Origin of the sequence: Collimonas sp. NPDC087041 (assembly GCF_044745265.1) — a bacterium.
Lineage (GTDB): Bacteria > Pseudomonadota > Gammaproteobacteria > Burkholderiales > Burkholderiaceae_D > Collimonas.
The window spans coordinates 324,921-348,946 of sequence record NZ_JBIUZX010000001.1 but is presented as its reverse complement, the minus strand read 5'-3'; the positions used below and the strand labels follow the sequence as shown (position 1 = coordinate 348,946).

Annotated in this window: 19 protein-coding genes; 5 read left to right on the top strand and 14 right to left on the bottom strand. The window is 56.8% G+C overall.

Annotated features, from left to right (window positions below):
- Positions 1–11 precede the first annotated feature (11 nt).
- The 13 genes from ACIPF8_RS01535 to ACIPF8_RS01475 form a co-directional block, all read right to left on the bottom strand.
- Positions 12–845, bottom strand: a complete 834-nt coding sequence (locus tag ACIPF8_RS01535; RefSeq protein ID WP_400416732.1) for a hypothetical protein — start codon at positions 843–845, stop codon at positions 12–14.
- A 68-nt stretch (positions 846–913) separates the two neighbouring features.
- Positions 914–2,011, bottom strand: a complete 1,098-nt coding sequence (gene zapE, locus ACIPF8_RS01530; protein ID WP_400416731.1) for a cell division protein ZapE — start codon at positions 2,009–2,011, stop codon at positions 914–916.
- A 178-nt stretch (positions 2,012–2,189) separates the two neighbouring features.
- Positions 2,190–2,606 carry a hypothetical protein gene (locus ACIPF8_RS01525; RefSeq protein WP_400416730.1) on the bottom strand — a complete coding sequence of 139 codons (417 nt, stop codon included), beginning with the start codon at positions 2,604–2,606 and terminating at the stop codon, positions 2,190–2,192.
- 12 nt (positions 2,607–2,618) lie between these two features.
- A complete protein-coding gene (lpdA, locus tag ACIPF8_RS01520; protein WP_400416729.1) occupies positions 2,619–4,046 on the bottom strand; it encodes a dihydrolipoyl dehydrogenase in 1,428 nt (475 codons plus the stop codon).
- 216 nt (positions 4,047–4,262) lie between these two features.
- On the bottom strand, positions 4,263–5,525 hold the full coding sequence (gene odhB, locus ACIPF8_RS01515) for a 2-oxoglutarate dehydrogenase complex dihydrolipoyllysine-residue succinyltransferase (RefSeq protein WP_400416728.1): 1,263 nt from the start codon (positions 5,523–5,525) through the stop codon (positions 4,263–4,265).
- Between the two features lie 60 nt (positions 5,526–5,585).
- Complete coding sequence (locus tag ACIPF8_RS01510) at positions 5,586–8,441, bottom strand: 2-oxoglutarate dehydrogenase E1 component (RefSeq protein ID WP_400416727.1); 2,856 nt, start codon at positions 8,439–8,441, stop codon at positions 5,586–5,588.
- 324 nt (positions 8,442–8,765) lie between these two features.
- On the bottom strand, positions 8,766–10,070 hold the full coding sequence (gltA, locus tag ACIPF8_RS01505; protein ID WP_400416726.1) for a citrate synthase: 1,305 nt from the start codon (positions 10,068–10,070) through the stop codon (positions 8,766–8,768).
- A 106-nt stretch (positions 10,071–10,176) separates the two neighbouring features.
- Entirely contained in the window at positions 10,177–10,446 is a 270-nt protein-coding gene (locus ACIPF8_RS01500) for a succinate dehydrogenase assembly factor 2 (RefSeq protein ID WP_400416725.1), read from the bottom strand.
- Between the two features lie 233 nt (positions 10,447–10,679).
- A complete protein-coding gene (locus ACIPF8_RS01495) occupies positions 10,680–11,393 on the bottom strand; it encodes a succinate dehydrogenase iron-sulfur subunit (protein WP_400416724.1) in 714 nt (237 codons plus the stop codon).
- Between the two features lie 166 nt (positions 11,394–11,559).
- Positions 11,560–13,338: a succinate dehydrogenase flavoprotein subunit gene (gene sdhA, locus ACIPF8_RS01490; protein ID WP_400416723.1), complete on the bottom strand. Its 1,779-nt coding sequence runs from the start codon at positions 13,336–13,338 to the stop codon at positions 11,560–11,562.
- Positions 13,339–13,340: 2 nt separating this feature from the next.
- The gene (sdhD, locus tag ACIPF8_RS01485; RefSeq protein WP_400416722.1) at positions 13,341–13,709 is read right to left on the bottom strand and encodes a succinate dehydrogenase, hydrophobic membrane anchor protein; all 369 of its coding nucleotides are present in this window, start codon (positions 13,707–13,709) and stop codon (positions 13,341–13,343) included.
- Complete coding sequence (sdhC, locus tag ACIPF8_RS01480; protein ID WP_400416721.1) at positions 13,710–14,120, bottom strand: succinate dehydrogenase, cytochrome b556 subunit; 411 nt, start codon at positions 14,118–14,120, stop codon at positions 13,710–13,712. It abuts the gene before it with no gap.
- Positions 14,121–14,401: 281 nt separating this feature from the next.
- A complete protein-coding gene (locus tag ACIPF8_RS01475) occupies positions 14,402–15,187 on the bottom strand; it encodes a GntR family transcriptional regulator (protein ID WP_400416720.1) in 786 nt (261 codons plus the stop codon).
- 450 nt (positions 15,188–15,637) lie between these two features.
- Here ACIPF8_RS01475 and ACIPF8_RS01470 point away from each other — a divergent pair, with 450 nt between their 5' ends.
- The 5 genes from ACIPF8_RS01470 (at position 15,638) to ACIPF8_RS01450 (ending at position 22,795) form a co-directional block, all read left to right on the top strand.
- Complete coding sequence (locus tag ACIPF8_RS01470; RefSeq protein ID WP_400416719.1) at positions 15,638–16,627, top strand: malate dehydrogenase; 990 nt, start codon at positions 15,638–15,640, stop codon at positions 16,625–16,627.
- A 186-nt stretch (positions 16,628–16,813) separates the two neighbouring features.
- Positions 16,814–17,785, top strand: a complete 972-nt coding sequence (locus ACIPF8_RS01465; RefSeq protein ID WP_400416718.1) for an HpcH/HpaI aldolase/citrate lyase family protein — start codon at positions 16,814–16,816, stop codon at positions 17,783–17,785.
- Positions 17,786–17,839: 54 nt separating this feature from the next.
- Positions 17,840–18,331: a hypothetical protein gene (locus ACIPF8_RS01460; RefSeq protein ID WP_400416717.1), complete on the top strand. Its 492-nt coding sequence runs from the start codon at positions 17,840–17,842 to the stop codon at positions 18,329–18,331.
- Positions 18,332–18,345: 14 nt separating this feature from the next.
- Positions 18,346–21,057, top strand: a complete 2,712-nt coding sequence (gene acnA, locus ACIPF8_RS01455; RefSeq protein ID WP_061533671.1) for an aconitate hydratase AcnA — start codon at positions 18,346–18,348, stop codon at positions 21,055–21,057.
- A gap of 484 nt (positions 21,058–21,541) precedes the next feature.
- Positions 21,542–22,795: a DUF2863 family protein gene (locus tag ACIPF8_RS01450; RefSeq protein WP_400416716.1), complete on the top strand. Its 1,254-nt coding sequence runs from the start codon at positions 21,542–21,544 to the stop codon at positions 22,793–22,795.
- 81 nt (positions 22,796–22,876) lie between these two features.
- Here the strand turns inward: ACIPF8_RS01450 and ACIPF8_RS01445 are convergent, their stop codons facing one another.
- Positions 22,877–23,998: a M14-type cytosolic carboxypeptidase gene (locus ACIPF8_RS01445; protein ID WP_400416715.1), complete on the bottom strand. Its 1,122-nt coding sequence runs from the start codon at positions 23,996–23,998 to the stop codon at positions 22,877–22,879.
- Positions 23,999–24,026: the final 28 nt, after the last annotated feature.

Below are 24,026 nucleotides of genomic sequence, written 5' to 3'. Positions count from 1 at the left end.
TGTGATTTAATTTACGGCGTCGCTGCCGGTGGTGTCGATGCCGCCGGAGTGGCGCTGGCCGGCGTAGAAGCCGCCGATTCCGCAGCGGCAGCCTTCTTCGCCGCCAGGTCCTTGGCCTTCTGAGCCTTGTTCGCCGCTACCTCACGTTGACGCGCAGCCGATTCCTGGGCCTTCCTCTCAAAAGCGGCAGCGTTGTCGATGCGTTGCTGGGCTTTTGCCGCTTCATCTTCCTGCGCTTTTTTCACGCGTGCGTTATGGTCCGCAACGCGCTTGTCAGCTTCACCGGCATGTTTGGCCGTATTGGCTGCGACTTCCTTTTCCTTTGCCGCGCCTTGCTTGACCTTCTCGGCATTCGACAGTTCTTTTTCCTTCTGGTCTTGCGCCTTCTGTGCGGCCTCGACCGGCATGCCGGCGTCGTGTATTTCTAGTGCACGGTCACGCTCATCGGCACGGTCGCGGCGCAAAAAGGCATTGGCGGTAATATCGACCGGACGAATCGTCTTCATCGCCAATCGACGCTGATCCTTGGCCAGGTCGAGGCAATGATTCATGAAGAATTTCTGATAGCAGGCGCGTCGCTGCTCAAGATCGCGCGCCTCAACCTCGGCCTTGGCGTTGGCGACGTCGGTTACCGCCAGATTCGCAGTTTCCACCGTCGTCAGCGATTCCAGTGGGTAGCGCGCTGCCAGTTCCGTGGCCGGCTCGGTAACCGACTTCAACGGCTCAGCGGTATCTGCGGCCTGGGCTGCGGCTGACAACGTCAACAATGCGGCGGTCATACCGAGCAAGGCGCCGCGCTGCACGCGCGCGACGGCCGTCGAAGGCGACAGAGAAGCCAAATTCAAAGAGGCGAATTCCACGTGATCCTATCCATTTCTCAACATTATTCAGGGCGCCCTGCAACGACATCGATCTACACGATCGAATCCGCTTCGGAGCGCCGCTCTGCATCCATATATTCGCGCGACTGCATCTCGACGATACGCGACACCGTACGGTGAAACTCATTGGCCAGCATGCCCTGCGTATACAACTCTTCAGGCGGCACCGCAGCCGACATGATCAATTTGATCTTGTGATCATAAAACACATCGATCAGCCAGGTGAAGCGGCGCGCTTCGGAAGACATTGCGGCCGACATCTGCGGGATACCGGACAATATCACCGTATGGAAGCGGCTGGCAATTTCCAGATAATCATTCTGCGAGCGCGGACCGCCGCACAGGGTGTTGAAATCGAACCAGATAACCCCGCCCGCCCGACGCAAGGCCTTTATTTTACGCGCTTCGATGTCGACCATCGGATCGTCATCGGCAGTTTCGGCAACGCCGGCAAAAGCATGACGCAAGGCGCGGTCGGTATCGGCATTGAGCGGCGAGTGATAGGTCTGGACCTGCTCCAGCGCGCGCTTGCGGTAATCGATGCCGGCGTCAATATTCATTACGTCCAGATTATCCTGCAGCAGCTTGATGGTCGGCAGCATGCGATCACGGTGCAAGCCATCCGGGTACAAGGTGCTCGGCTCGTAGTTCGACGTCATGACAAATGACACGCCATTATCGAACAACGCCTTGAGCAGGTTGTAGAGACTCATGGCGTCGGCAATATCGGAGACGTGGAACTCGTCGAAACAGATCAAGCGGTATTTTTTTGCGACCCGCTTCGCCACTTCGTCCAGCGGATCGGCAACGCCCTTCATCTCGTCCATCTGGCGATGTACGGCGCGCATGAATTCGTGGAAATGCAGGCGGGTTTTACGCACCACCGGCACTACGGAATAAAAGCTGTCCATCAAGAATGACTTGCCGCGCCCGACGCCGCCCCACATATAGACGCCGCGCGGCACCTCAGGACGATTGATCAGGCGCTTGAACGAATTGGAACGCTGCGCCTTGTACTCAACCCACTCATCATAAGCCCGCTGCAAGCGCTCGACGGCGCGCCGTTGCGCTTCATCGGCCTGGAAGCCGCGCTGTGTCAGTGCCTGTTCATAAAATTCTAAAACGTTCATTGTTTTTCAATTCTTGATGGAGGCCAAAATCAATGCTGCGACCGATAAAATCAATAAAAACTCAACAAACCGGCAATCCCGATCTGCCGTATGCTGCATCCATTGTCGGCGCCTGGATAAAACAAAAATGGGCGAGCTTGCGCTCGCCCATATCATTCCGGAACGACAATCGATTCGATTACGAGGGTCCCATCTCTATCAGGACGCGGCTTGGGTACGCCTTTTCCTTGCCGCTGAAAGTCAGCGGCAGGTTGACGCCCAGACCCGCACCGGCACTACCGATACCGCCACTACCGCCGGCAGCGCCAATCCCGACACTAGGAGAATTCAGCCCCGGAGGAGCCCGATAAACCACTTCCGATGTACGGTAGCCGGGTTTATTGCATATCACATGCAAGTCGCCGTCAGCCGCAACGATGAGGACATCGCCAGGGGTGACGACATCCCAACGGCTGCTGTCGGTCTTGACCACGCAACGAGCACCTGCCAATTGTTGGCTGGCGGAAGTAGCCTCGATCAGCACATGACCGTTATCCGATGCCGTAGTCGCGCAGCCGGACAGTGCCACCCCCAACGACAGGATCAGATAACGCATGTTGCTTCTCCCTTAGAAGTTCAGGGACCGTTTGTCCACTGCCAGCGCCGCTTCCTTGGTAGCTTCCGACAAGGATGGGTGCGCATGGCAGATACGGGCGATATCTTCCGCAGATGCGCGGAATTCCATCGCCACCACGGCTTCTGAAATCAGTTCTGATGCCATTGGTCCAACAATGTGAACGCCCAGGATTTCGTCGGTCTTGGCATCTGCCAGGAATTTGACCATACCCGAGGTGTCACCCAAGGCACGCGCCCGACCGTTCGCCAGGAACGGGAAAGTGCCAGCCTTGTATGCTACTCCATCTGCCTTCAGTTGTTGTTCTGTCTTGCCAACCCACGCGATTTCAGGGGAGGTATAGATAACCCAAGGAATCGTGTTGAAGTTGACATGGCCATGCTGCCCAGCAATGCGCTCTGCAACTGCAACGCCTTCTTCTTCAGCCTTGTGCGCCAGCATCGGGCCGCGCACCACGTCGCCAACCGCCCATACGTTCGGCAAATTGGTCTTGCAATCGTCGTCCACCGCGATGAAACCACGCTCATCCAGCTTCAGGCCAACCGCTTCGCCGTTCAGGCCGATGGTGTTCGGCGTGCGGCCAATCGATATGATCAGCTTGTCGTACACGGCTTTTTGCGCGGCGCCTGTAGCGTCGACATACTCCACCGTGACGTCGTTCTTGCCAGCTGTGATGGCGCCGATCTTGACGCCCAGGCTGACCTTCAAACCTTGCTTGGTGAAAAGTTTCGCCGCTTCCTTGGCGATCTGCTCATCGACCGCGCCGAGGAAAGTCGGCAGCGCTTCCAGCACGCTGACTTCCGCACCCAGGCGACGCCATACGCTACCCATTTCGAGGCCGATCACACCGGCGCCGATAACACCCAGTTTAGCCGGAACCGCGTCAATTGCCAGCGCGCCGGTATTCGACAGGATCAGTTTTTCATCGAACGGAGCACCTGGCAGTTCGCGGGCGTTGGAACCGGTCGCCAGCACGATGTGCTTGGCGCTGATGGTTTCTTCTGTCGCACCGGCAACCTTGATTTCATAAACGCCGGCATCGCCCTTGACGAACGAACCGCGGCCATGGAAAAAGGTGACCTTGTTCTTCTTGAACAGGTACAGGATGCCTTCGTTATTCTGTTTGACAACGCCATCCTTGCGCGCCAGCATCTGGCCCAGGTTCAGTTCCAGGCCCTTGACGTTGATACCGTGCTCAGCGAACGCATGGCCCGCGTGCTCGTAATGCTCAGACGATTGCAGCAGTGCCTTCGACGGAATGCAACCGACGTTGGTGCAAGTGCCGCCCGGCGCAGGACCGTTCTTGGCATTTTTCCACTCATCAATACATGCTGTACTGAAACCCAATTGTGCGGCGCGAATTGCTGCGATATAGCCGCCGGGACCGCCACCGATCACCACGACATCAAATTGTTTGCTCATTTCCATCCTTCGAGTTATTGCCTTGTCAATGCCGCCTGCCTACCCAGGCTATAAGCCCTGCGATCCTTGCAAAAAGCGGCAACAAGGCACTCATCATTAATCTAGCGGTGTGCTTGCATAGCCACCTAAACGACGCGCCCTGCTCTATTTTTCGTTCCGTCGAATTCTGGATCGAAAAATAGAAATCAGGGCGCGCTCGCTTTGCGAATTTAACGCTTACAGATCCAGCAACAGGCGGGCCGGGTCTTCCAGCGCTTCTTTCATTGCAACCAGCGCCAGCACTGCTTCACGACCGTCGATGATCCGGTGATCGTAAGACATGGCCAGATAGTTCATCGGACGCACCACGATCTGGCCGTTCTCGACCACTGCGCGGTCCTTGGTCGCATGCACGCCCAGGATTGCAGATTGCGGTGGGTTGATGATCGGTGTCGACAACATCGAACCGAAAGTACCGCCGTTGGAGATCGAGAAAGTACCGCCGGTCAGGTCGTCCAGTGTCAGCTTGCCGTCTTTTGCCTTGGCGCCGAATTCGCCGATTTTCTTTTCGATATCCGCGATCGACATTTGGTCGGCATCACGCAACACCGGCACTACCAGGCCACGTGGCGAACCGACAGCGATACCGATATCGAAGTAGCCGTGATACACGATGTCGTTGCCATCAACCGATGCATTGACGATCGGGTACTTCTTCAGCGCAGCAACTGCAGCCTTGACGAAGAACGACATGAAGCCCAGCTTGACGCCGTGTTCCTTCTCGAACTTGTCCTTGTACTTGGTACGCAGATCCATGACCGGCTGCATGTTGACTTCATTGAATGTCGTCAAGATCGCGTTGGTCGACTGCGATTGCACCAGGCGCTCAGCGATACGGGCGCGCAGGCGGCTCATCGGCACGCGCTCTTCTGGGCGGTCATCCAGATTGGCTTTGGTCGGCGCTGCGACTTGTTGCAGCGCTGGCTTGGCGGCTACCGGCGCCAATGGCGCTGGAGTCGGTGCAGCCTTGTTGGCGATCGCGCCGAGAGCATCGCCCTTGGTGACACGGCCGTCTTTGCCGCTGCCCGCGACCTGCGAAGCAGACAGATTATTTTCCGACAGCAGTTTCGCTGCGGCAGGCATGGCGATGCCAGCAGCCGAATTCGATTGCAATTCAGGCGCTGCCACCGGAGTCGGTGCGTTGCCGGCTTGCGGCACAGGCACTGCTGCCACTTCCATTGGGCTGACCTTGGCCGAAGCGTCGGTATCAATGATGGCGATGACTTCATCGGCTACCACGGTGCTGCCGTCTGTCTTGATCAGTTGAACGATCACGCCAGCTGCAGGAGCTGGCAATTCGAGCACAACTTTATCTGTTTCGATATCGATCAGGTTTTCGTCGCGCGCAACTGCGTCACCGACTTTTTTATGCCATGTCAACAAAGTCGCTTCGGCGACGGATTCCGACAATTGCGGAACTTTTACTTCAAGAAGTGCCATTTAATTCTCCGTAAGGTGGTGCAGCGGCGGGCGGATCATCCAGACCCGCCCTGTCGTCAATTATTTGGTAAGAACAAAGCCTTTGAGCTTGGAAAATGCAGTATCCAACAACGCTTTTTGTTGCGCGTAGTGCTTGTCGTAGTAACCGACAGCAGGCGACGCGCTGGCTGGACGGCCGGCATATGCCAGCTTTTGACCATCTTCCAGGTTTTCAAAAATGTTGTGCTGAATCTGCAGCCATGCGCCCTGGTTTTGCGGCTCATCCTGCGCCCATACCAGCTCGTTGAAGTTCGGGAACTGTTTCAGTTCAGCAGCGAACGCCTTGTGCGGGAATGGATACAGTTGTTCCAGACGGATAATTGCGACATCAGTCTGACCGCGCTCTTTGCGTGCATTGACCAGATCGTAGTAAACCTTGCCCGAGCAAGCGATGACGCGCTTGACCTTCTTGGCATCGATCTTGTCATCGACTTCGCCGATCACGGTCTGGAAGCTGCCCTTGCTGAAGTCAGACAACGGCGAACCGGCGTCCTTGTTACGCAACAGCGACTTCGGCGTCATGATCACCAGCGGCTTGCGGAACAAGCGGATCATCTGACGGCGCAGCAGATGGAAAATCTGCGCTGCAGTAGTCGGCTGCACCACTTGCATGTTGTTGTCTGCGCACAGTTGCAGATAACGTTCCAGGCGTGCCGACGAGTGTTCTGGGCCTTGGCCTTCGTAACCGTGCGGCAGCATCATGACCAGGCCGGAAGCGCGGCCCCACTTCACTTCGCCGGAGCTGATGAATTGGTCGATCACGACTTGCGCGCCATTGGCGAAGTCGCCGAATTGCGCTTCCCAGATGGTCAATGTATTTGGCTCTGCTGTGGAATAGCCGTATTCGAAACCAAGCACTGCTTCTTCCGACAATACCGAGTCAATCACCTTGAACGGTGCTTGCTGTTCCGAGATGTTTTGCAGCGGAATGTAGCTACCGGCATCCCAACGCTCACGGTTTTGATCGTGCAGTACTGCGTGACGATGGACGAAAGTACCGCGGCCTGCATCCTGGCCGGTCAGGCGGATTGCGTAGCCCGACGATACCAGCGATGCGTATGCCAAATGCTCGCCCATACCCCAATCGAGGTTGAGTTCGCCACGGCCCATCGCTGCGCGATCGTTCAATACTTTTTCAACCAGCGCGTGGACCTTGAAGTTTTCCGGCACGGTCGTGATACGGCCAGCCAGGCGCTTCAGTTCGGTCACAGGCACTGCTGTGTCAGCGGCGTCAGTCCACTTGCGGTTCAGGAACGGCAGCCAGTCGACTGCGTACTTGCTCTTGAAGTTGGAGATGACTGGGTCGACGGTGTGCTTGCCGGCGTCCATTGCATCGCGGAAGGCCTTGACCATTGCATCGCCTTCATCGCCAGCGATGGTGCCTTGCGCAACCAGCTTGTCCGCGTACAGTTTGCGGGTGCCTGGATGCTGGCCAATTTTCTTGTACATCAGCGGCTGTGTCAGTGCTGGCGTATCTTGCTCGTTGTGGCCCAGCTTACGGAAGCAGATGATATCAACCACGATATCCTTCTTGAATTCCATGCGGTAGTCGAGCGCGATCTGAGTGGCGTACACCACTGCTTCAGGATCATCGCCGTTGACGTGCAGCACCGGCGCTTCGATCATCTTGACGACGTCCGAGCAATACAGTGTGGAACGGGAATCGCGTGGATCGGAAGTGGTGAAACCGATCTGGTTGTTGATCACGATATGCACTGTGCCGCCTGTGCCGTAACCGCGTGTTTGCGCCAGGTTCAAGGTTTCCATGACGACGCCCTGGCCGGCGAAAGCAGCATCGCCGTGCACCAGGATCGGCAGCACTTGCGAACCGTCGGTATCGCCGCGGCGTTCCATACGGGCCTTGACCGAACCTTCAACCACAGGGTTGACGATTTCCAGGTGGGATGGGTTAAACGCCAGCGACAGATGCACCGGGCCGCCAGGGCTGGTGATGTCGGACGAGAAACCTTGGTGATACTTGACGTCGCCGGCTGGCAGGTCGTCGGCGTGCTTGCCTTCGAACTCTGCAAACAGCTCTTGCGGCATCTTGCCCAGGGTGTTGACCAGCACGTTCAGACGGCCACGGTGGGCCATGCCGATCACGATTTCCTGAACGCCCTTTTCACCGGCGCGCTGGATGGTTTCATCCAGGGAGACGATGAAGCTTTCGCCGCCTTCCAGCGAGAAACGCTTCTGGCCGACATAACGTGTATGCAGGTAGCGTTCCAGGCCTTCAGCCGCGGTCAGGCGGTCGAGGATGTGTTTTTTCTTTTCTGCGGTGAATACCGGCGCCGAACGGGTCGACTCCAGGCGTTCTTGCATCCAGCGTTTTTCGGTCGGGTCGCTGATGTACATGTACTCAGTACCGATCGAACGGCAATAGGTCTCGCGCAGCGCATTCAGCAGGTCGCGCAGGGTTGCCGTTTCAGTACCGAAATAAGTGTTGCTGATGTTGAACACGATGTCCATGTCGGCATCGGTGAAACCATAGAAGCTTGGCTCCAGTTCTGGCAGTGCGGAGCGCTCCTGGCGTTGCAGCGGGTCCAGATTGGCCCAGCGTGAACCCAAATAACGATAAGCAGCGATTAATTGCGTTACAGCAACGCGTTTGAAGCCCATTTCAGCATCGGCTGAAGCGGAGATGGTACGGATTGGGCCTTGCTTGGCGCGCTCGGCGAACGAGGCGATAACGGATGCGTGACCTACGTCAGGCTTGTCGGAGCCGTCGACGGCAGGCACATGCTGCATGGCGTCGAAATATGCACGCCAGTTGTCGGCAACTGAACCGGGATTGTCGAGGTATGACTCGTACAGCTCTTCAATGTACGGTGCATTACCTCCGAAGAGATAAGAATTAGAGCGGTATTGTTGCATCATCTTGCTCACCTTTCTTCGCGTTTCGCGAGATTAGCGGGTTACATAACCTTCCGCGACACGGCCTGACCGGTTAGCGGATTGCACATCAAGTTGTGGGGAAGGGCTCTATATTACAGTGTTCTTTTTACTACTATTTTCAATTCGGGTATTTCTTATTCCTGCCCTTCAAAACACGCTCACCACATGTTTCTACTACGCTGCGCCATGAAAATCGGCACAGAATAGGAGCATAGCATAACCTGCAGAAATGCAAACAGCGAATCCGTGGATTCGCTGTTTTGTGTTGTATCAGGATGTTAACAAACCCTGCCTACTGATGCCGGATCAGCCGCGCTTGTCGATTGTCGGCACATCGCGGGTCGGCGAACCGACGAACAACTGGCGTGGACGGCCGATCTTTTGCTCAGGATCGGAAATCATCTCGTTCCATTGTGCGATCCAGCCGACGGTACGCGCCATGGCGAAGATACCGGTGAACAACGAAGTCGGGATGCCCAACGCCGATTGCACGATACCGGAGTAGAAGTCGACGTTCGGATAGAGTTTGCGGGAAACGAAGTATTCGTCTTCCAGCGCCACTTTTTCCAGAGCCATCGCCAGCTTGAACAATGGGTCGTCATGCAGGCCCAGTTCATTCAACACTTCGTAGCAGGTTTCACGCATCAGCTTGGCGCGCGGATCGAAATTCTTGTAGACGCGATGACCGAAGCCCATCAGCTTGACGCCGGAATTCTTGTCCTTCACCTGGGCAATGAATGCCGGGATATTGTCGACCGTGCCGATTTCCTTCAGCATGTTCAGCGCTGCTTCGTTGGCGCCGCCGTGGGCAGGCCCCCACAGGCAAGCGATACCGGCAGCGATACAGGCGAACGGATTGGCGCCGCTCGAACCAGCCAGGCGCACTGTCGATGTCGAAGCATTCTGCTCGTGGTCGGCATGCAGGGTCAGGATACGGTCCAGTGCGCGCACCAGTACGTCGTTGACCTTGTACTCTTCGCACGGAGTCGAGAACATCATGTGCATGAAGTTGGCGCTGTACGACAGTTCGTTACGTGGGTAAACGAAAGGCTGGCCAACGTTGTACTTGTATGCCATGGCGACCAGGGTCGGCAGCTTGGCGATCAGGCGGATGGCCGACACTTCGCGGTGACGCGGGTCAGTGATGTCCAGCGAGTCATGGTAGAACGACGACAAGGCGCCGACAGTACCGACCAGCACAGCCATTGGATGCGCGTCGCGGCGGAAACCACGGAAGAAGAATTGCATCTGCTCGTGGACCATGGTGTGCTGGGTCACGGTGGCGTCGAATTTTTCCTTTTCGGCTGCAGTTGGCAGTTCGCCGTTCAGCAACAGGTAGCAGGTTTCCAGGAAGTCGCAATTGACCGCCAATTGCTCGATCGGGTAACCGCGGTACTGCAATTCACCCTTGTCGCCGTCAATGTAGGTGATCGACGAATTACATGCCGCTGTCGACATGAAACCTGGGTCGTAGGTGAATTTGCCGGTAGCGCCGTACAACTTGCGGATATCGATGACTTCGGGGCCGACGGTGCCCTTGTAAATAGGAAATTCTACGGATGGACTGCCATCGGAAAACGATAGCGTGGCTTTTGTATCAGCGGTGGTCATGGCTCTTCCCTCAATCAAAAGGTGACTCTAAATCAAAAAAACAAAAGACGCGTTTGCAAGCTGCCCAACATCTTCAGCGGCCGTCGCCGCCTGTGAAGACACAAGCTTAAGCAGTGCGTATTCTGGCTAACAAGGCATGCACTTGCGGCAAATCCAGCAAGCCGTCCGGTTCTTTACGGACTAGCAGCAAATCCATTAGTTCATTGTCGGATAGCTCCATCAGGCGCGTAAAAGCGTCGACATCGTCATCCGTCATGCTGGCTTCGTGTGCATCCAGGAACCGGGTCAATATCAAATCGTTTTCAAGCAGACCACGTCTCGCACGCCAGCGCAGTCGGGCTCGGTTTGCAGGATCGGCTTGATGAGTGATAGACATGTGAACCACTTATTCTATTTGATATCGCTGTTCGCCGCTGTCGACGAACAGTTCTAAAACCAGGGAAAAAAAGACTCCCCCCCCCCTCCTCCGGCGCATCGGTAGCCCTAAGACCCGTAGCCTCAGCTACGCTGACTTGGCTCAAGGTCTGGTCGAGAAGCGGAGCTGTACTCTAGTACAGCGAGCATCGCAGACCAGAGATTGAGCCGCGCAGTAGGGTATTAGGGCTACTTTTATACTGCTCGGCGAACCATCAATTCCTTGATTTTGCCGATCGCTGCATTCGGGTTCAGACCCTTAGGACAGACATCGACGCAGTTCATGATCGAACGGCAACGGAACAGGCGATACGGATCTTCCAGGTTGTCCAGACGCGCGCCAGTCGCTTCGTCGCGGCTGTCGGCGATGAAGCGGTAGGCTTGCAGCAGACCGGCCGGACCGACGAACTTATCCGGATTCCACCAGAACGATGGGCAGGAAGTCGAGCAGCAAGCGCACAGGATGCACTCGTACAGGCCATCCAGCTCTTCGCGCTGTTCAGGCGATTGCAGGCGCTCTTTTTCCGGCGGGATGTTGTCGTTGATCAGGAACGGCTTGATCGAATCGTATTGCTTGAAGAATTGCGTCATGTCGACGATCAGGTCGCGGATCACCGGCAGGCCTGGCAATGGTTTCAAGACGATAGGTTCGGTCAGTTCGTTCAGGTTGGTGGTGCACGCCAGACCGTTCTTGCCGTTGATGTTCATCGCATCGGAACCGCACACGCCTTCACGGCAGGAGCGGCGCAGCGCCAGCGAATCGTCGACATCGGCCTTGATGCGTTGCAATGCATCGAGCAGCATCTTGTCGGTTGGCAGCAGTTCCACTGTCAGGTCCTGCATGTAAGGCTTGGCGTCCTTATCAGGATCGTAACGGTAGATTTTGAATTTCAAAGTACGTGATGACATGGCTATACCTCTTGTTTAAATGTCGGATCGGGTCATTGAACGGCTTCAACTCTTCAACCCTGCCCAACAAATACTTTTCTTTGCAATTTACACGTCTAATCTGATCAGTTGAGGACAGAGTAATTCGTCGCGCTGCGGCGCCTCTTAAACTCTGTCCCGCAACGAGTTAGAACGTGCGTGGCTTTGGCTTGAACGTATCAACTGTCAGCGGCTTGGTAACCACTGGCTTGTAGTCAAGACGATTACCTTCGGAGTACCACAAGGTGTGCTTCATCCAGTTTTCGTCATCACGCTTTTCGTAATCGCGATGTGCATGCGCACCGCGCGATTCTTTACGAGCTGCAGCCGAAGTAATAGTGGCCTTCGCAGTTTCGATCAGGTTATCCAGTTCCAGCGCCTCAACACGTGCAGTGTTGAACACCTTGGACTTGTCCTTGAACGCGACATGCTTGCGACGCTCATCCAGGACCATGATTTCCTTGTAGCCTTGCTGCAGCAACTCGTCGGTACGGAACACGCCGCAATAGTGCTGCATGGTCTTGCGGATATCGCCGGCGACGTCTTGGACACGCTCCGAGCCAGTGCTGCTTTCCAGCTTGGCCAGACGCGCCAGGGCAACGTCGGCTGCATCTGCCGGCAATGCCTTGTTGCTGCGCTCCTTGAGCTTGCTGTCGACAATGTGATTGCCGGCAGCGCGGCCGAACACCACCAGATCCAGCAACGAATTGGTACCAAGGCGGTTGGCGCCATGAACCGATACGCAGGCGCATTCGCCGATTGCGTACAGGCCGTTGACGACGGCATTCGGGATACCGTTCTTTGGCACCACAACCTGGCCGTAGACGTTGGTAGGAATACCGCCCATTTGATAGTGGATGGTCGGCACGACCGGGATCGGCTCTTTCAACGCATCGACGTTGGCGAACTTGTGACCGATTTCCAGGATCGATGGCAGACGCTTCATGATGGTTTCAGCACCAATGTGGCGCAGATCCAGCATCACGTGATCCTTGTGCGGACCGCAACCGCGACCTTCCTTGATTTCCTGGTCCATCGAACGCGAAACGAAGTCGCGTGGCGCCAGATCCTTCAGGGTTGGCGCATAGCGCTCCATGAAACGTTCGCCGTTGGCATTGATCAGGATACCGCCTTCGCCGCGCACGCCTTCAGTGATCAGCACGCCCGCACCGGCTACGCCGGTTGGGTGGAACTGCCAGAATTCCATGTCTTCCAGCGGCAAGCCTGCGCGTGCCGCCATGCCCATGCCGTCGCCGGTGTTGATGAAGGCATTGGTCGAAGCCGCCCAGATACGCCCTGCACCGCCGGTCGCCATGACCGTGGTTTTGGCTTCCAGGATCATGACATCGCCGGTTTCCATTTCCAGCGCAACCACGCCGATAACGTCGCCTTCGGCATCGCGCACCAGATCGATCGCCATCCACTCAACGAAGAAGTGGGTCTTGGCGCGCACGTTGCGTTGGTACAGCGTATGCAACAGCGCGTGACCGGTACGGTCGGCAGCTGCGCAAGCGCGGGCAACAGGCTTTTCGCCGAAGTTGGCCGAGTGGCCACCGAACGGACGTTGGTAAATAGTGCCGTCGGCGTTACGGTCGAACGGCATGCCGAAGTGTTCCAGCTCATACACAGCCTTAGGCGCTTCGCGACACATGAATTCGATCGCGTCCTGGTCACCCAGGTAATCCGAGCCCTTGACGGTGTCGAACATGTGCCAGTACCAGCTGTCTTCCGACATGTTACCGAGCGAGGCGCCAATACCGCCCTGCGCAGCAACGGTGTGCGAACGGGTAGGAAACACCTTCGACAGCACGGCAACGTTCAAACCAGCTTCAGCCAACTGCAGCGAAGCACGCATACCGGAACCGCCGGCACCAACGATTACCGCATCAAAGCGGCGTGTAGGAATTGTGGATTTGATAGCAGCCACGATTACACTCTCCACAAAATCTGCGCCGCATATCCGGCACAAGCGACCAACCACAGGATTGTGGCAACTTGCAAGAACAGTCGGATACCGACTGGCTTGACGTAATCCATCCAGATGTCACGCACGCCAATCCATGCATGAAAAAACAGCGACATCAGCGCCACGAATGTGACCAGCTTGAACCACTGATGTGAAAACAGTCCTGCCCAGCCGTCATAGCTGAAGTTGCTGGCGGTCAGGAAGCACACCAGCAGGATGACGGTATAGATTGCCATGACGACGGCTGTCAGGCGTTGTGCCAGCCAGTCTCTCAAGCCGTAATGGGCGCCAACGACCAGGCGCTTGGCTCCGATATTGTTGTTATCTGCCATTTAGAATGCTCCGAACAGTTTCAATGCAACGATCAGCGCCAGCGGCACGCTGATCACCAGTACGCCCACAGCCGATTTGCGCGCGCTGACCTTGTCCAGGCCAATGTGGTTATCCATGATGAGGTGGCGGATGCCGGCGCAGAAATGGTGCAGATAGGCCCACGACAAGGCCAGGATGACGAGCTTGACGAACCAGTTCGAGGTGAAACCCTTGAAGTAGTCGAAGGAAGTTTCAGATACCAGGCTCTTGTCCAGCAAGAACAGGATGAAAGGCAGGAGCAAAAACATCAGCAGGCCACTAACGCGATGCAAAAAAGAAACTAGGCCGGCCAACGGCAAGCGGTAGCTGCCAAGTTGGGTAATGTGAATATTACGAAACTGTGGCCGATTGGGCTTCGCGGCTTCAGACATAACAGGGTTCTCCTCAGTTTAAAAATTTACTGCAAGTGCAATCCCGCAATTTTCGCCGATTTTTGTGCAGCACACCAATAGTTATTATTCAATATCAGGAATAATCACCACCATCGGCACCCTACTTCTCGTCAAACTTGCCGCCAGACGCCATTGGCGCGCTCCGGACTGCCCTTCCGGCGCCGCCATGTGAGCAAACCTAAACCTGCCCACCTTTCAAATTGCAATGACCAATTGCGGCCAACGCAATAGTGCGCCGTTACGCGCACTCAAAATTCAATTCAACTCAATTCGTTCTGGTAGTGATGGCGATTGGTCACATATAGCCCGCGCCGTACTTCTACCGGCTTGTCGCCATAGGTAAAGGACACGCGCTCCACACACAGCAACGGCGACGACTTTTCAACCGCCAGCAACTCAGCCGCATCGCCATCAGCGCTGGCAGCGCGGATCTGCTCGGTGGCGCGAATCATGCGCGTGCCGAATTCGGTTTCGAACAAACCGTACATTGGCCCTTTGTATTCAGCCAGACGCTCCAGCGTCAGCGTCTTGAACAACGCTCCCGGCAACCACAACTCTTCGAGAATCGTCGGCACGCCGTCAAACGCCAACACACGTTTGACATAGACGACCGAATCGCCCGATTTCATGCCGAGCAGACGTGCGATTTCCGCCGGCGCGCGCAAGCGCTTCAGCTCGATGACTTTTTTATCGGTGGTTTGTGGCTGATCGCTATCCGGCATCAGGCGCAGGAAGCGAAACTGCGAGCGCGCCTCGTGATGGGTCGCAACGAAGGTTCCCTTGCCTTGGCGCCGTACCAGCAGGTTTTCCGCTGCCAGCTCGTCGATCGCCTTGCGCACTGTGCCCTGGCTGACCTTGAAACGGTTGCCAAGCTCGACTTCACTGGGGATCAATTCGCCCGGCTTCCACTCGCCGGATTGCAGGCGCTGCATGATCAACGCCTTGATTTGCTGGTAGAGCGGACTGAACGTCGGAGACGCTCCGGGGACAGCGGCGCTCTGGCCGGCTGGGTCGCTGCTACTCACATTGGACGGGATGGAACTCATAACCTCAGATTTCACCATAAAACCCATGCTTCCGTCCAGCAAAAAATAAGCAATGATATGTCTTATATAAGACATAAGATATCGATTGACATCCCATGACCACAGGCCTAAACTCGCGGGCATAAACAGTACCAGAATTTACTCGCCGTCGCCGCAAACGATTTTCATGCCTGGGATGCAATGCCCGATTTCCTGCAGATCAAATCGGCGCGAAACAAACTGACGAGCGAGGCTTTCGCCGGTATTATTAGAGGTTCCGCATTACGTTACCAATTTTGCGTCACGCTTTTTATAGTTAACTGGGCTTTTTGCAATTCGACCGCTTTGTCCAAACGGTTGTTGACAGGGTAATTCGCCACGCTGCGTTGGCTCCTGCGCTCTGTCGTGCATTACTCAGTCGTGCATTGATTAATTAGATATCGCTTTCCATCACCTCTCTGGAGATTCAACATGGCTAAATCCCCTATGCGCGTTGCCGTAACCGGCGCCGCTGGTCAAATCGGTTACTCCCTGCTGTTCCGCATCGCCAACGGCGACCTGCTCGGCAAAGACCAACCGGTCATCTTGCAATTGCTCGAAATCCCTGACGAGAAAGCACAAAAAGCGCTGAAAGGCGTGATCATGGAAGTTGACGATTGCGCATTCCCACTGCTGGCCGGCATCACCGCCCACAGCGATCCGCTGACTGCATTCAAGGATGCCGATGTTGCCCTGCTGGTTGGCGCACGCCCACGCGGCCCAGGCATGGAACGCAAGGACCTGCTGGAAGCCAATGCACAGATCTTCACCGTACAAGGCAAGGCACTCGACGCCGTCGCTTCGCGCAATGTCAAGGTACTGGTGGTCGGCAACCCAGCCAACACCAACGCTTACATCGCCATGAAATCGGCGCCAAACCTGCCAGCCAAGAACTTCACCGCCATGCTGCGCCTGGACCACAACCGCGCCTTGTCGCAAGTTGCGGCCAAGATCGGCAAGCCGGTTGCTGCGATCGAAAAGCTGTTCGTATGGGGCAACCACTCGCCAACCATGTACGCTGACTACCGCTATGCAACAGCTGACGGCGCATCGGTCAAGGACCTGATCAACGACCAGGTCTGGAACAAGGACGTATTCCTGCCAACAGTCGGCAAGCGCGGCGCAGCCATCATTGAAGCGCGCGGCCTGTCGTCGGCAGCATCGGCAGCCAATGCGGCGATTGACCATGTCCGCGACTGGGTCCTGGGCACCAACGGCAAGTGGACCACCATGGGCGTACCGTCGGATGGCTCCTACGGCATCCCTGAAGGCACCATGTTCGGCTTCCCGGTCACTACTGAAAACGGCGAATACAAAATCGTCCAGGGCCTGGAAATCGATGAGTTCTCGCAAGAGCGCATCAACATCACGCTGAAAGAACTGCAAGAAGAGCGTGATGGCGTGAAACACCTGGTCGGCTAATACTGACCCACAGGCCGGCAAGCGACGTAGGGTGGGCGTACGGCGCCCACGCGTGAACTGCATTAACGCGCTTGCCAGCCGTTTTCCATGCCACGTCGGCATGTACCCCGGTTATCTGGTTCATGCGTGGGTGCTGTGCGCCCACCCTACGGTTGATACCGATCTGTAATTATTAGAAATTTCGCAATGCATCCTACCGAGGTCTTATTCCTAGGCAAGCAGCAACCGGTATCGCTACCGGTCTGCGATCATTACGCCGGCGCTGAAAAGCTCATGCGTAAATCGCTCCTGCTGCAACAGGAACTAGGCCCCGTATTCGATATCACTTTCGACTGCGAAGATGGCGCCAGTGCAGGCAACGAAGCAGCGCATGCACAACTGGTGGCCAGCATCATTGCCGGTACAGAGAATCGCTTTGAGCGCATCGGCGCTCGCGTACATGACATCGGCAGCAGTTTTTTCGAACAAGACATCCAGATCATCTGCCAGGGCGCAGCCAGCCGGCTGGCTTACATGATGCTGCCCAAGGCCGAAAGCGTCGGCGAAGTGCGCAGCGCCATCGACCTGATCAATCATCATGCCAACCAGGCCGGACGGCAAGCACTCCCGGTCCACGTACTGATCGAAACGCATGGCGCGCTGGCTGACGTATTCGCCATCGCCGCGCTACCCCAGGTGCAATCGCTGTCGTTTGGCATCATGGATTTCGTTTCGGCACATTACGGCGCCATCCCCAGCGATGCAATGCGCTCGCCGGGACAGTTCAGCCATCCGCTGGTGACCCGCGCCAAGCTGGAAATTGCCGCCGCCTGCCATGCACACGGCAAAGTGCCGTCGCATAACGTCACGACCGACATCAAGGACACGGCGACCGTCGCCGCCGATGCGCAGCAAGCCAGGAGCGAATTCGGCTATACCCGGATGTGGAGCATCCATCCGCAACAGATCCGGGCTATCGTGCAAGCCTTTACCCCGCCACTCTCGGAGATTACCGAGGCGGCACAGATCCTGCATGCAGCGCAGCACGCCGCATGGGGACCAATACAGCATCACGGCATCTTGCATGACCGCGCCAGTTATCGTTATTACTGGACAGTCCTGCAGCGCGCCAAAAGCAGCGGCATCGCAGTACCTGAAATCGCAACAACCTTGTTATAACCGCATCCTGCCGACTGATAAGCAGTATGGCAAGAGCACTACGGAGCATTGGAAATGAAAAAGAGTCTGTCCATTTTAGTACTGCTGTGCGCCAGCCTGGCCGTCGCCGCACCGCAAGTGCAGGCGCAAACCAGCACTACCACCAAGAAAACAACCAAGAAGGCTGTCAAGAAAGCCGCTCCCAAGGCTGCTCCTGCAGAAGTCGATGACGGCGAAGATGAAGGCACGCCAGACATCAAGACATCCACCGCGGTCGACTACCACTGCGAACTGGGCAACAACCTGACCATCTACACCAACGCCGAAGACGACAAGCACATCGCGCTGCGTTGGGGCAAAGCCCTGCATCGCCTGACCCGCGTGCCGACCACCACCGGCGCCAACCGCTTTGAAAACCGCAAATACGGCCTGCTGTGGATCGGCATCCCGGCCAAGGGCATTTTGCTTGATTCAAAAAAGGGCCAGCAACTGGCTAACGAATGCAAGTCCCCGGCACAAGAACAGCTTCCGGCTGCGGCCCCTGCCGATCCGGCAAACAGTTTGTAAATTAAGGAGAAATCATGTCCCGCAACACATTGAACACACTCAAGGAATTCAAGATTTCCGATTCCAAGAAAGGCAAGTTCTATTCCTTGCCTGCGCTGGAGAAAAAACTCGGCATCAACATCTCGCGCCTGCCAGTGTCGATCCGTATCGTGCTGGAATCCGTCCTGCGTAACTGCGACGGCAAGAAGGTCACTGAAGAGCACGTCAAGCAATTGGCCGCCTGGGGCGCCAACGCAGCCCGTACCGACGAAATCCCTTTCGTCGTAGCGCGCGTCGTGCTGCAAGACTTTACCGGCGTACCGCTGCTGGCCGACCTGGCCGCCATGCGCAACGTCGCCGCTTCGCTGGGCAAGAACGCCAAGAACATCGAGCCGCTGGTGCCGGTTGACCTGGTTGTCGACCACTCGGTGCAGATCGACCATTTCCGTGAAAAGAAAGCACTCGACCTGAACATGAAACTGGAATTCCAGCGCAACAACGAGCGCTACCAGTTCATGAAATGGGGCATGCAGGCATTCGACACATTCGGCGTCGTGCCTCCTGGCTTCGGCATCGTCCACCAGGTCAACCTGGAATACCTGGCGCGCGGCGTCCACAAGAAGGATTCGGTCTACTATCCGGACACTCTGGTCGGCACTGACTCGCACACCACCATGATCAACGGCATCGGCGTAGTCGGCTGGGGCGTGGGCGGCATTGAGGCGGAAGCCGGCATGCTGGGCCAACCGGTTTACTTCCTGACACCTGACGTAGTCGGCGTCAACCTGACCGGCCAGCTGCGCGAAGGCGTTACTGCAACCGACCTGGTGCTGACCATCACCGAACTGCTGCGCAAAGCAAAAGTCGTCGGCAAGTTCGTCGAGTTCTTCGGCGAAGGCACTGCCTCGCTGAGCCTGACCGACCGCGCCACCATCGCCAACATGGCGCCTGAATACGGCGCCACCATGGGCTTCTTCCCAGTTGACGATGCGACTATTGAATACTTCCAGGGCACTGGCCGCAGCAAAGCGGAAATCGACGCATTCGCCGGTTACTTCAAGGCGCAAAACCTGTACGGCATTCCAAAGGCCGGCGACATCGACTACACCACTGTCGTCGAACTCGACCTGGGCACAGTTGCACCGTCGCTGGCAGGTCCAAAGCGTCCGCAAGACCGTATCGAAATCGGTCATGTCAAAGCCAACTTCGCAGAATTGTTCAGCAAGCCTATCGCAGAAAACGGCTTCAACAAGAAAGCCGAAGATCTGGATGCGACTTACACCAACGCTGACGGCGTCAAGCTGCAGAACGGCGACGTCCTGATCGCTGCCATCACTTCTTGCACCAACACATCCAACCCAAGCGTCATGCTGGCGGCTGGTTTGCTGGCCAAGAAAGCAGTTGAAGCCGGCCTCAAGGTGCCTGCGCACATCAAGACTTCGCTGGCCCCTGGCTCGCGCGTGGTTACCGAGTACCTGGAAGCGGCTGGCCTGCTGCCGTACCTGGAAAAGCTCGGCTTCGGCGTCACTGCCTATGGTTGCACAACCTGTATCGGTAACGCCGGCGACCTGACACCAGCCATGAACGAAGCCATTGTCAAGAACGACGTAGTGGCATCAGCTGTATTGTCCGGTAACCGTAACTTCGAAGCGCGGATCCACCCGAACATTCGCTCCAACTTCCTGGCTTCGCCACCGTTGGTTGTTGCTTACGCAATCGCCGGCAACATGACGCGCGACCTGATGACCGAACCTGTCGGCAAGGGCAAGGGCGGCAAGGATATCTATCTGGGCGACATCTGGCCAACTTCGCAAGAAGTCGCCAAGCTGATGAAGTTTGCGATGAACGCCAAGACCTTCAAAGCCAACTACGCTGACGTCAAGGGCGCACCAGGCAAGCTGTGGGAAGCCATCAAGGGCGTCGCCGGCGGCGAAGTCTACAACTGGCCGAAATCGACTTACATCGCTGAGCCACCGTTCTTCCAGGACTTCACCATGGTGCCGAAGGCAGCTGCAACCGGCATCACCGGTGCGCGTGCACTGGGCGTGTTCGGCGATTCGATCACTACCGACCACATCTCGCCAGCCGGCTCCATCAAGGAATCCAGCCCAGCGGGTAAATGGTTGATCGCCAACGGCGTGCTGAAGGCAGACTTCAACTCCTACGGTTCGCGTCGCGGCAATCATGAAATCATGATGCGCGGTACGTTCGCCAACGTTCGTATCAAGAACCTGATGATCCCGGCAACACCGGACGGTTCGCGTGTCGAAGGCGGCATCACCCTGTTCCAGCCTACCGGCGAAGAAACATCGATCTACGACGCAGCAATGCAATACATCAAGGATGGCGTGCCAACCATGGTGTTTGCTGGTGAAGAGTACGGTACAGGTTCGTCGCGCGACTGGGCAGCCAAGGGCACTCAACTGCTGGGCGTGAAGGCCGTGTTTGCGCGTTCGTTCGAGCGTATCCACCGTTCCAACCTGGTCGGCATGGGCGTGTTGCCACTGCAATTCATCGGTACCGACAGCGTGCAAACCCTGGGCATCACCGGCAATGAAACCTTCGACCTGAAGGGCATCGACGGCGAAATCAAGCCACAGCAAGACGCTACCCTGGTGATCCATCGCGCCAACGGCGAAACCAAGGAAGTCAAGGTACTGCTGCGTATCGATACACCGATCGAAGTTGATTACTACAAACACGGCGGTATCCTGCCGTTCGTGCTGCGCCAGTTGCTGGCAGCATAACAACCGGCCGGCCTGGCGCCATCTGCTGCACGGGATGGCGCCAGGCGGTCAGTTGCAAGTAGTTTGCAAATAATCTGGATGGAATGACAAGCGCCGGCATTGCCGGCGTTTTGCATTTCTGCGGCCCGCGCGCAGAAATCCACTACAATACAAACTTGCAGTCTTCCTGCCTCAGAGTCGTTGAAACTCTCAGCAAGCGGTCGTAGGCCAGAAGGCAGCGCAGAAAAGCGGAGCATATTTAAATAGACGAATATGTGAGCATCTCAGTTGCCCGCTGATGCCATCGGATGCGCAATGCGCATCTGCTACGGTCGCGCAGTAAGAATTCGACTATGTTGGGGACCTCAAAAAACCGTAGCGAACGTTGCAAGGTCGACAGGAGAAGCGCAGCCGTACAAGAGTACGGCGAGCATCGCAGTGCCGAGATTGCAGCGTGCAGTAGGTTTTCGAGGTTCCCTGTTGTCAGCCCCCTACTCTATCTACTATGCGCCGCCCGTCAAAAAAACCGTCCCGTAAATTTTCCACTGACAGCCATCGCCTGGCCGAACTGGCGCAGGCATTGACACAAGCCTCCAGCCGTCTCGAAGAACGCTCATGGGAACGTGATATCGAAGCCTTGCTCAACAAGCACTTCAAGGCGCACCACCAGGAACCTATCGACGGCGCGCTGGAACAACTGTTTCCGACCCAGCCCGATGCCTACGATGCGTTGATGGATGTGGTCGAAGCCTGCAGCGAATCGAGCAGCATCGAGTATCAGGGCAAGCAATACGATTGCCTGTTGATTGGCATACCGTTACTGGCGTGGACCCGTTTCTCGATTGGCTCCGGCCCGATTCCGGCCGACGTGATGACGACGCTCAGCGCCCATCTGCATGCCCATATCCTGGCGCCGGAAGTGCTGACGGGAATCGTACCAACGCTGTACGCGATCGACCAATTGCCGCGTAGCCATTCCGACACTTACGCATTGTTGCATCAGCTGGCGCATGCGGCGCTGAGCGCAGTGCCGGTGCGCAGTCCTGCCAATCCACCGCCAACTGCACCGTTCCTGGCAGATACCCGCTATGTGCTGGCGGCGCTGGTGGTCCCGACCGGCATGCCGCTATTCCGCTGGCAGCTGGCGCACGGCCACGCCGGCCACATCGCGGCCGACCAGGAACAGGCGTTGGAACAATGGCGCAACCAGATGACGCCCAACCTGACGCGCCTGCTGCCGGGTTGCGGTGTCCAACTGCTACTGCCGGAAGCCTATTTTTCAGCCTGCCGCGAAGCCGATCTGCAAATTCGCCCGGCCTCGCTGCGCGCCGCCAGCTATTACCTGACCCACACCCTGGAAATCGCATCGAAGGACCTGCATGCCAGCATCGGCCGCTTCAGCGAACAGCCGGAGAGCGGCCGGGTCGATGAATACCGGATCGGCTTCTCGCTGGGCCAGACTAACGAAGTGATCTACGGCGTCGTGTGGCCGCTGTATGGCCCGGAAGAAGCCAATGAAGATGTCATCGTGCGCAGCAGTGATGCCGACCCGGCAACCGCCGAAGCCGAAACGCCGCTGGAACAGATCCTGGCCCTGCTGCGTGAGTGCGGCATCGACGACATCCAGCGCCATGCCGGCCTGTATGCGATGGAATTCTGCGATGATTGCGGCACGCCGCTGTACCCGGATCGCGAAGGCGACCTGGCACATCCGGAGATGCCAGAGGATGCGCCGACAGGGTCAGCGCATTTTCATTGAAGAGATCGGTTGGCCCGGCAATCAGGGCCGAAACAGGGTCATGCGCCGCTCTATGCAGCGCATGAAACCTGCTCAGTCAGCTTAAGAGAAAGCCCGCAGTATCGGCTGCAACACCACCGCACCCAGGCGCGCGCTGCGTGCGCCATCCCAACCGGTTTCGAGATCAGGCAGGTTGGCATTGTCCTTGAACGGCAATTCCAGCGTCAGCGATACGCACTTGAAGGTGTGGCCGATATACTTTGACGCCAAGGTCAGCACATCATCGCTGTACTTGCTGGCCGCATAACCGAATTCTGTCTGGAAATCCGGGCTGGCGCGCTGGAAATCGTCGATGAATTTTTGCTGCTCCAGCGCCTGCTGCGGGCTGAAGTCTTCCAGCATTTCCGAACCGGCCACAAACACATACGGCAACGCTTCGTCGCCATGCACATCCAGGAACAGATCGCAGCCGACTTCGTGGATCTTGTTACGCACCGCAAACACTTCCGGGCTGCGCTCCAAAGACGGCGTCATCCACTCGCGATTCAGGTTGGCGCCGGCCGCGTTGGTACGCAGATTGCCGCGCACCGAACCATCCGGATTCATGTTCGGCACGATGTAGAACACCGCCTTCTGCATCAGCGTGGTTGCCAACGGATCGGAACGATCCAACAATGCATCGACCATGCCATCGACAAACCATTCAGCCATGGTCTCACCCGGATGTTGGCGCGCGATGACCCACACCTTCTTCGGCGCGTCTGGATCGCCAATGACCAGCACATTCATGTCGCGGCCATCGATCGTGCTGCCGATATCCTCTACTCGCGCCAACGGCGACTCTTCAGCGCTACCCAGCAACGCCAGGTGACGCTCCCAGGAATACGGCTCGAAATAGGCGTAATAGACGCTGTCGCGATCCGGTGTATGCTCGATGGTCATTACCTGTCCGTCGAATTCAGTCGGCACCCGGAACCAGGTCTCGCGGTCGTAGCTGGCAACCGCCTGATAGTTTTCCCAACCCTTTGGATAGGTGGTAGCGCCGGCATTCAGGAAACGAATCCGGCACGCCTCGTCGCGCGCGCCCTGCAGGCGGAAATAAAACCATTGCGTGAAATCCGCATGCGAATCGCTGCGAATTTTCAATTCGATTTGCTGAGGATCATCGGCGCGCACGACTTCAATTGCTCCGGCGTCAAACTGCTGGCTAATTTTAATTGGCATAAGAATATTGTGTAGTGAGGATCGTCGC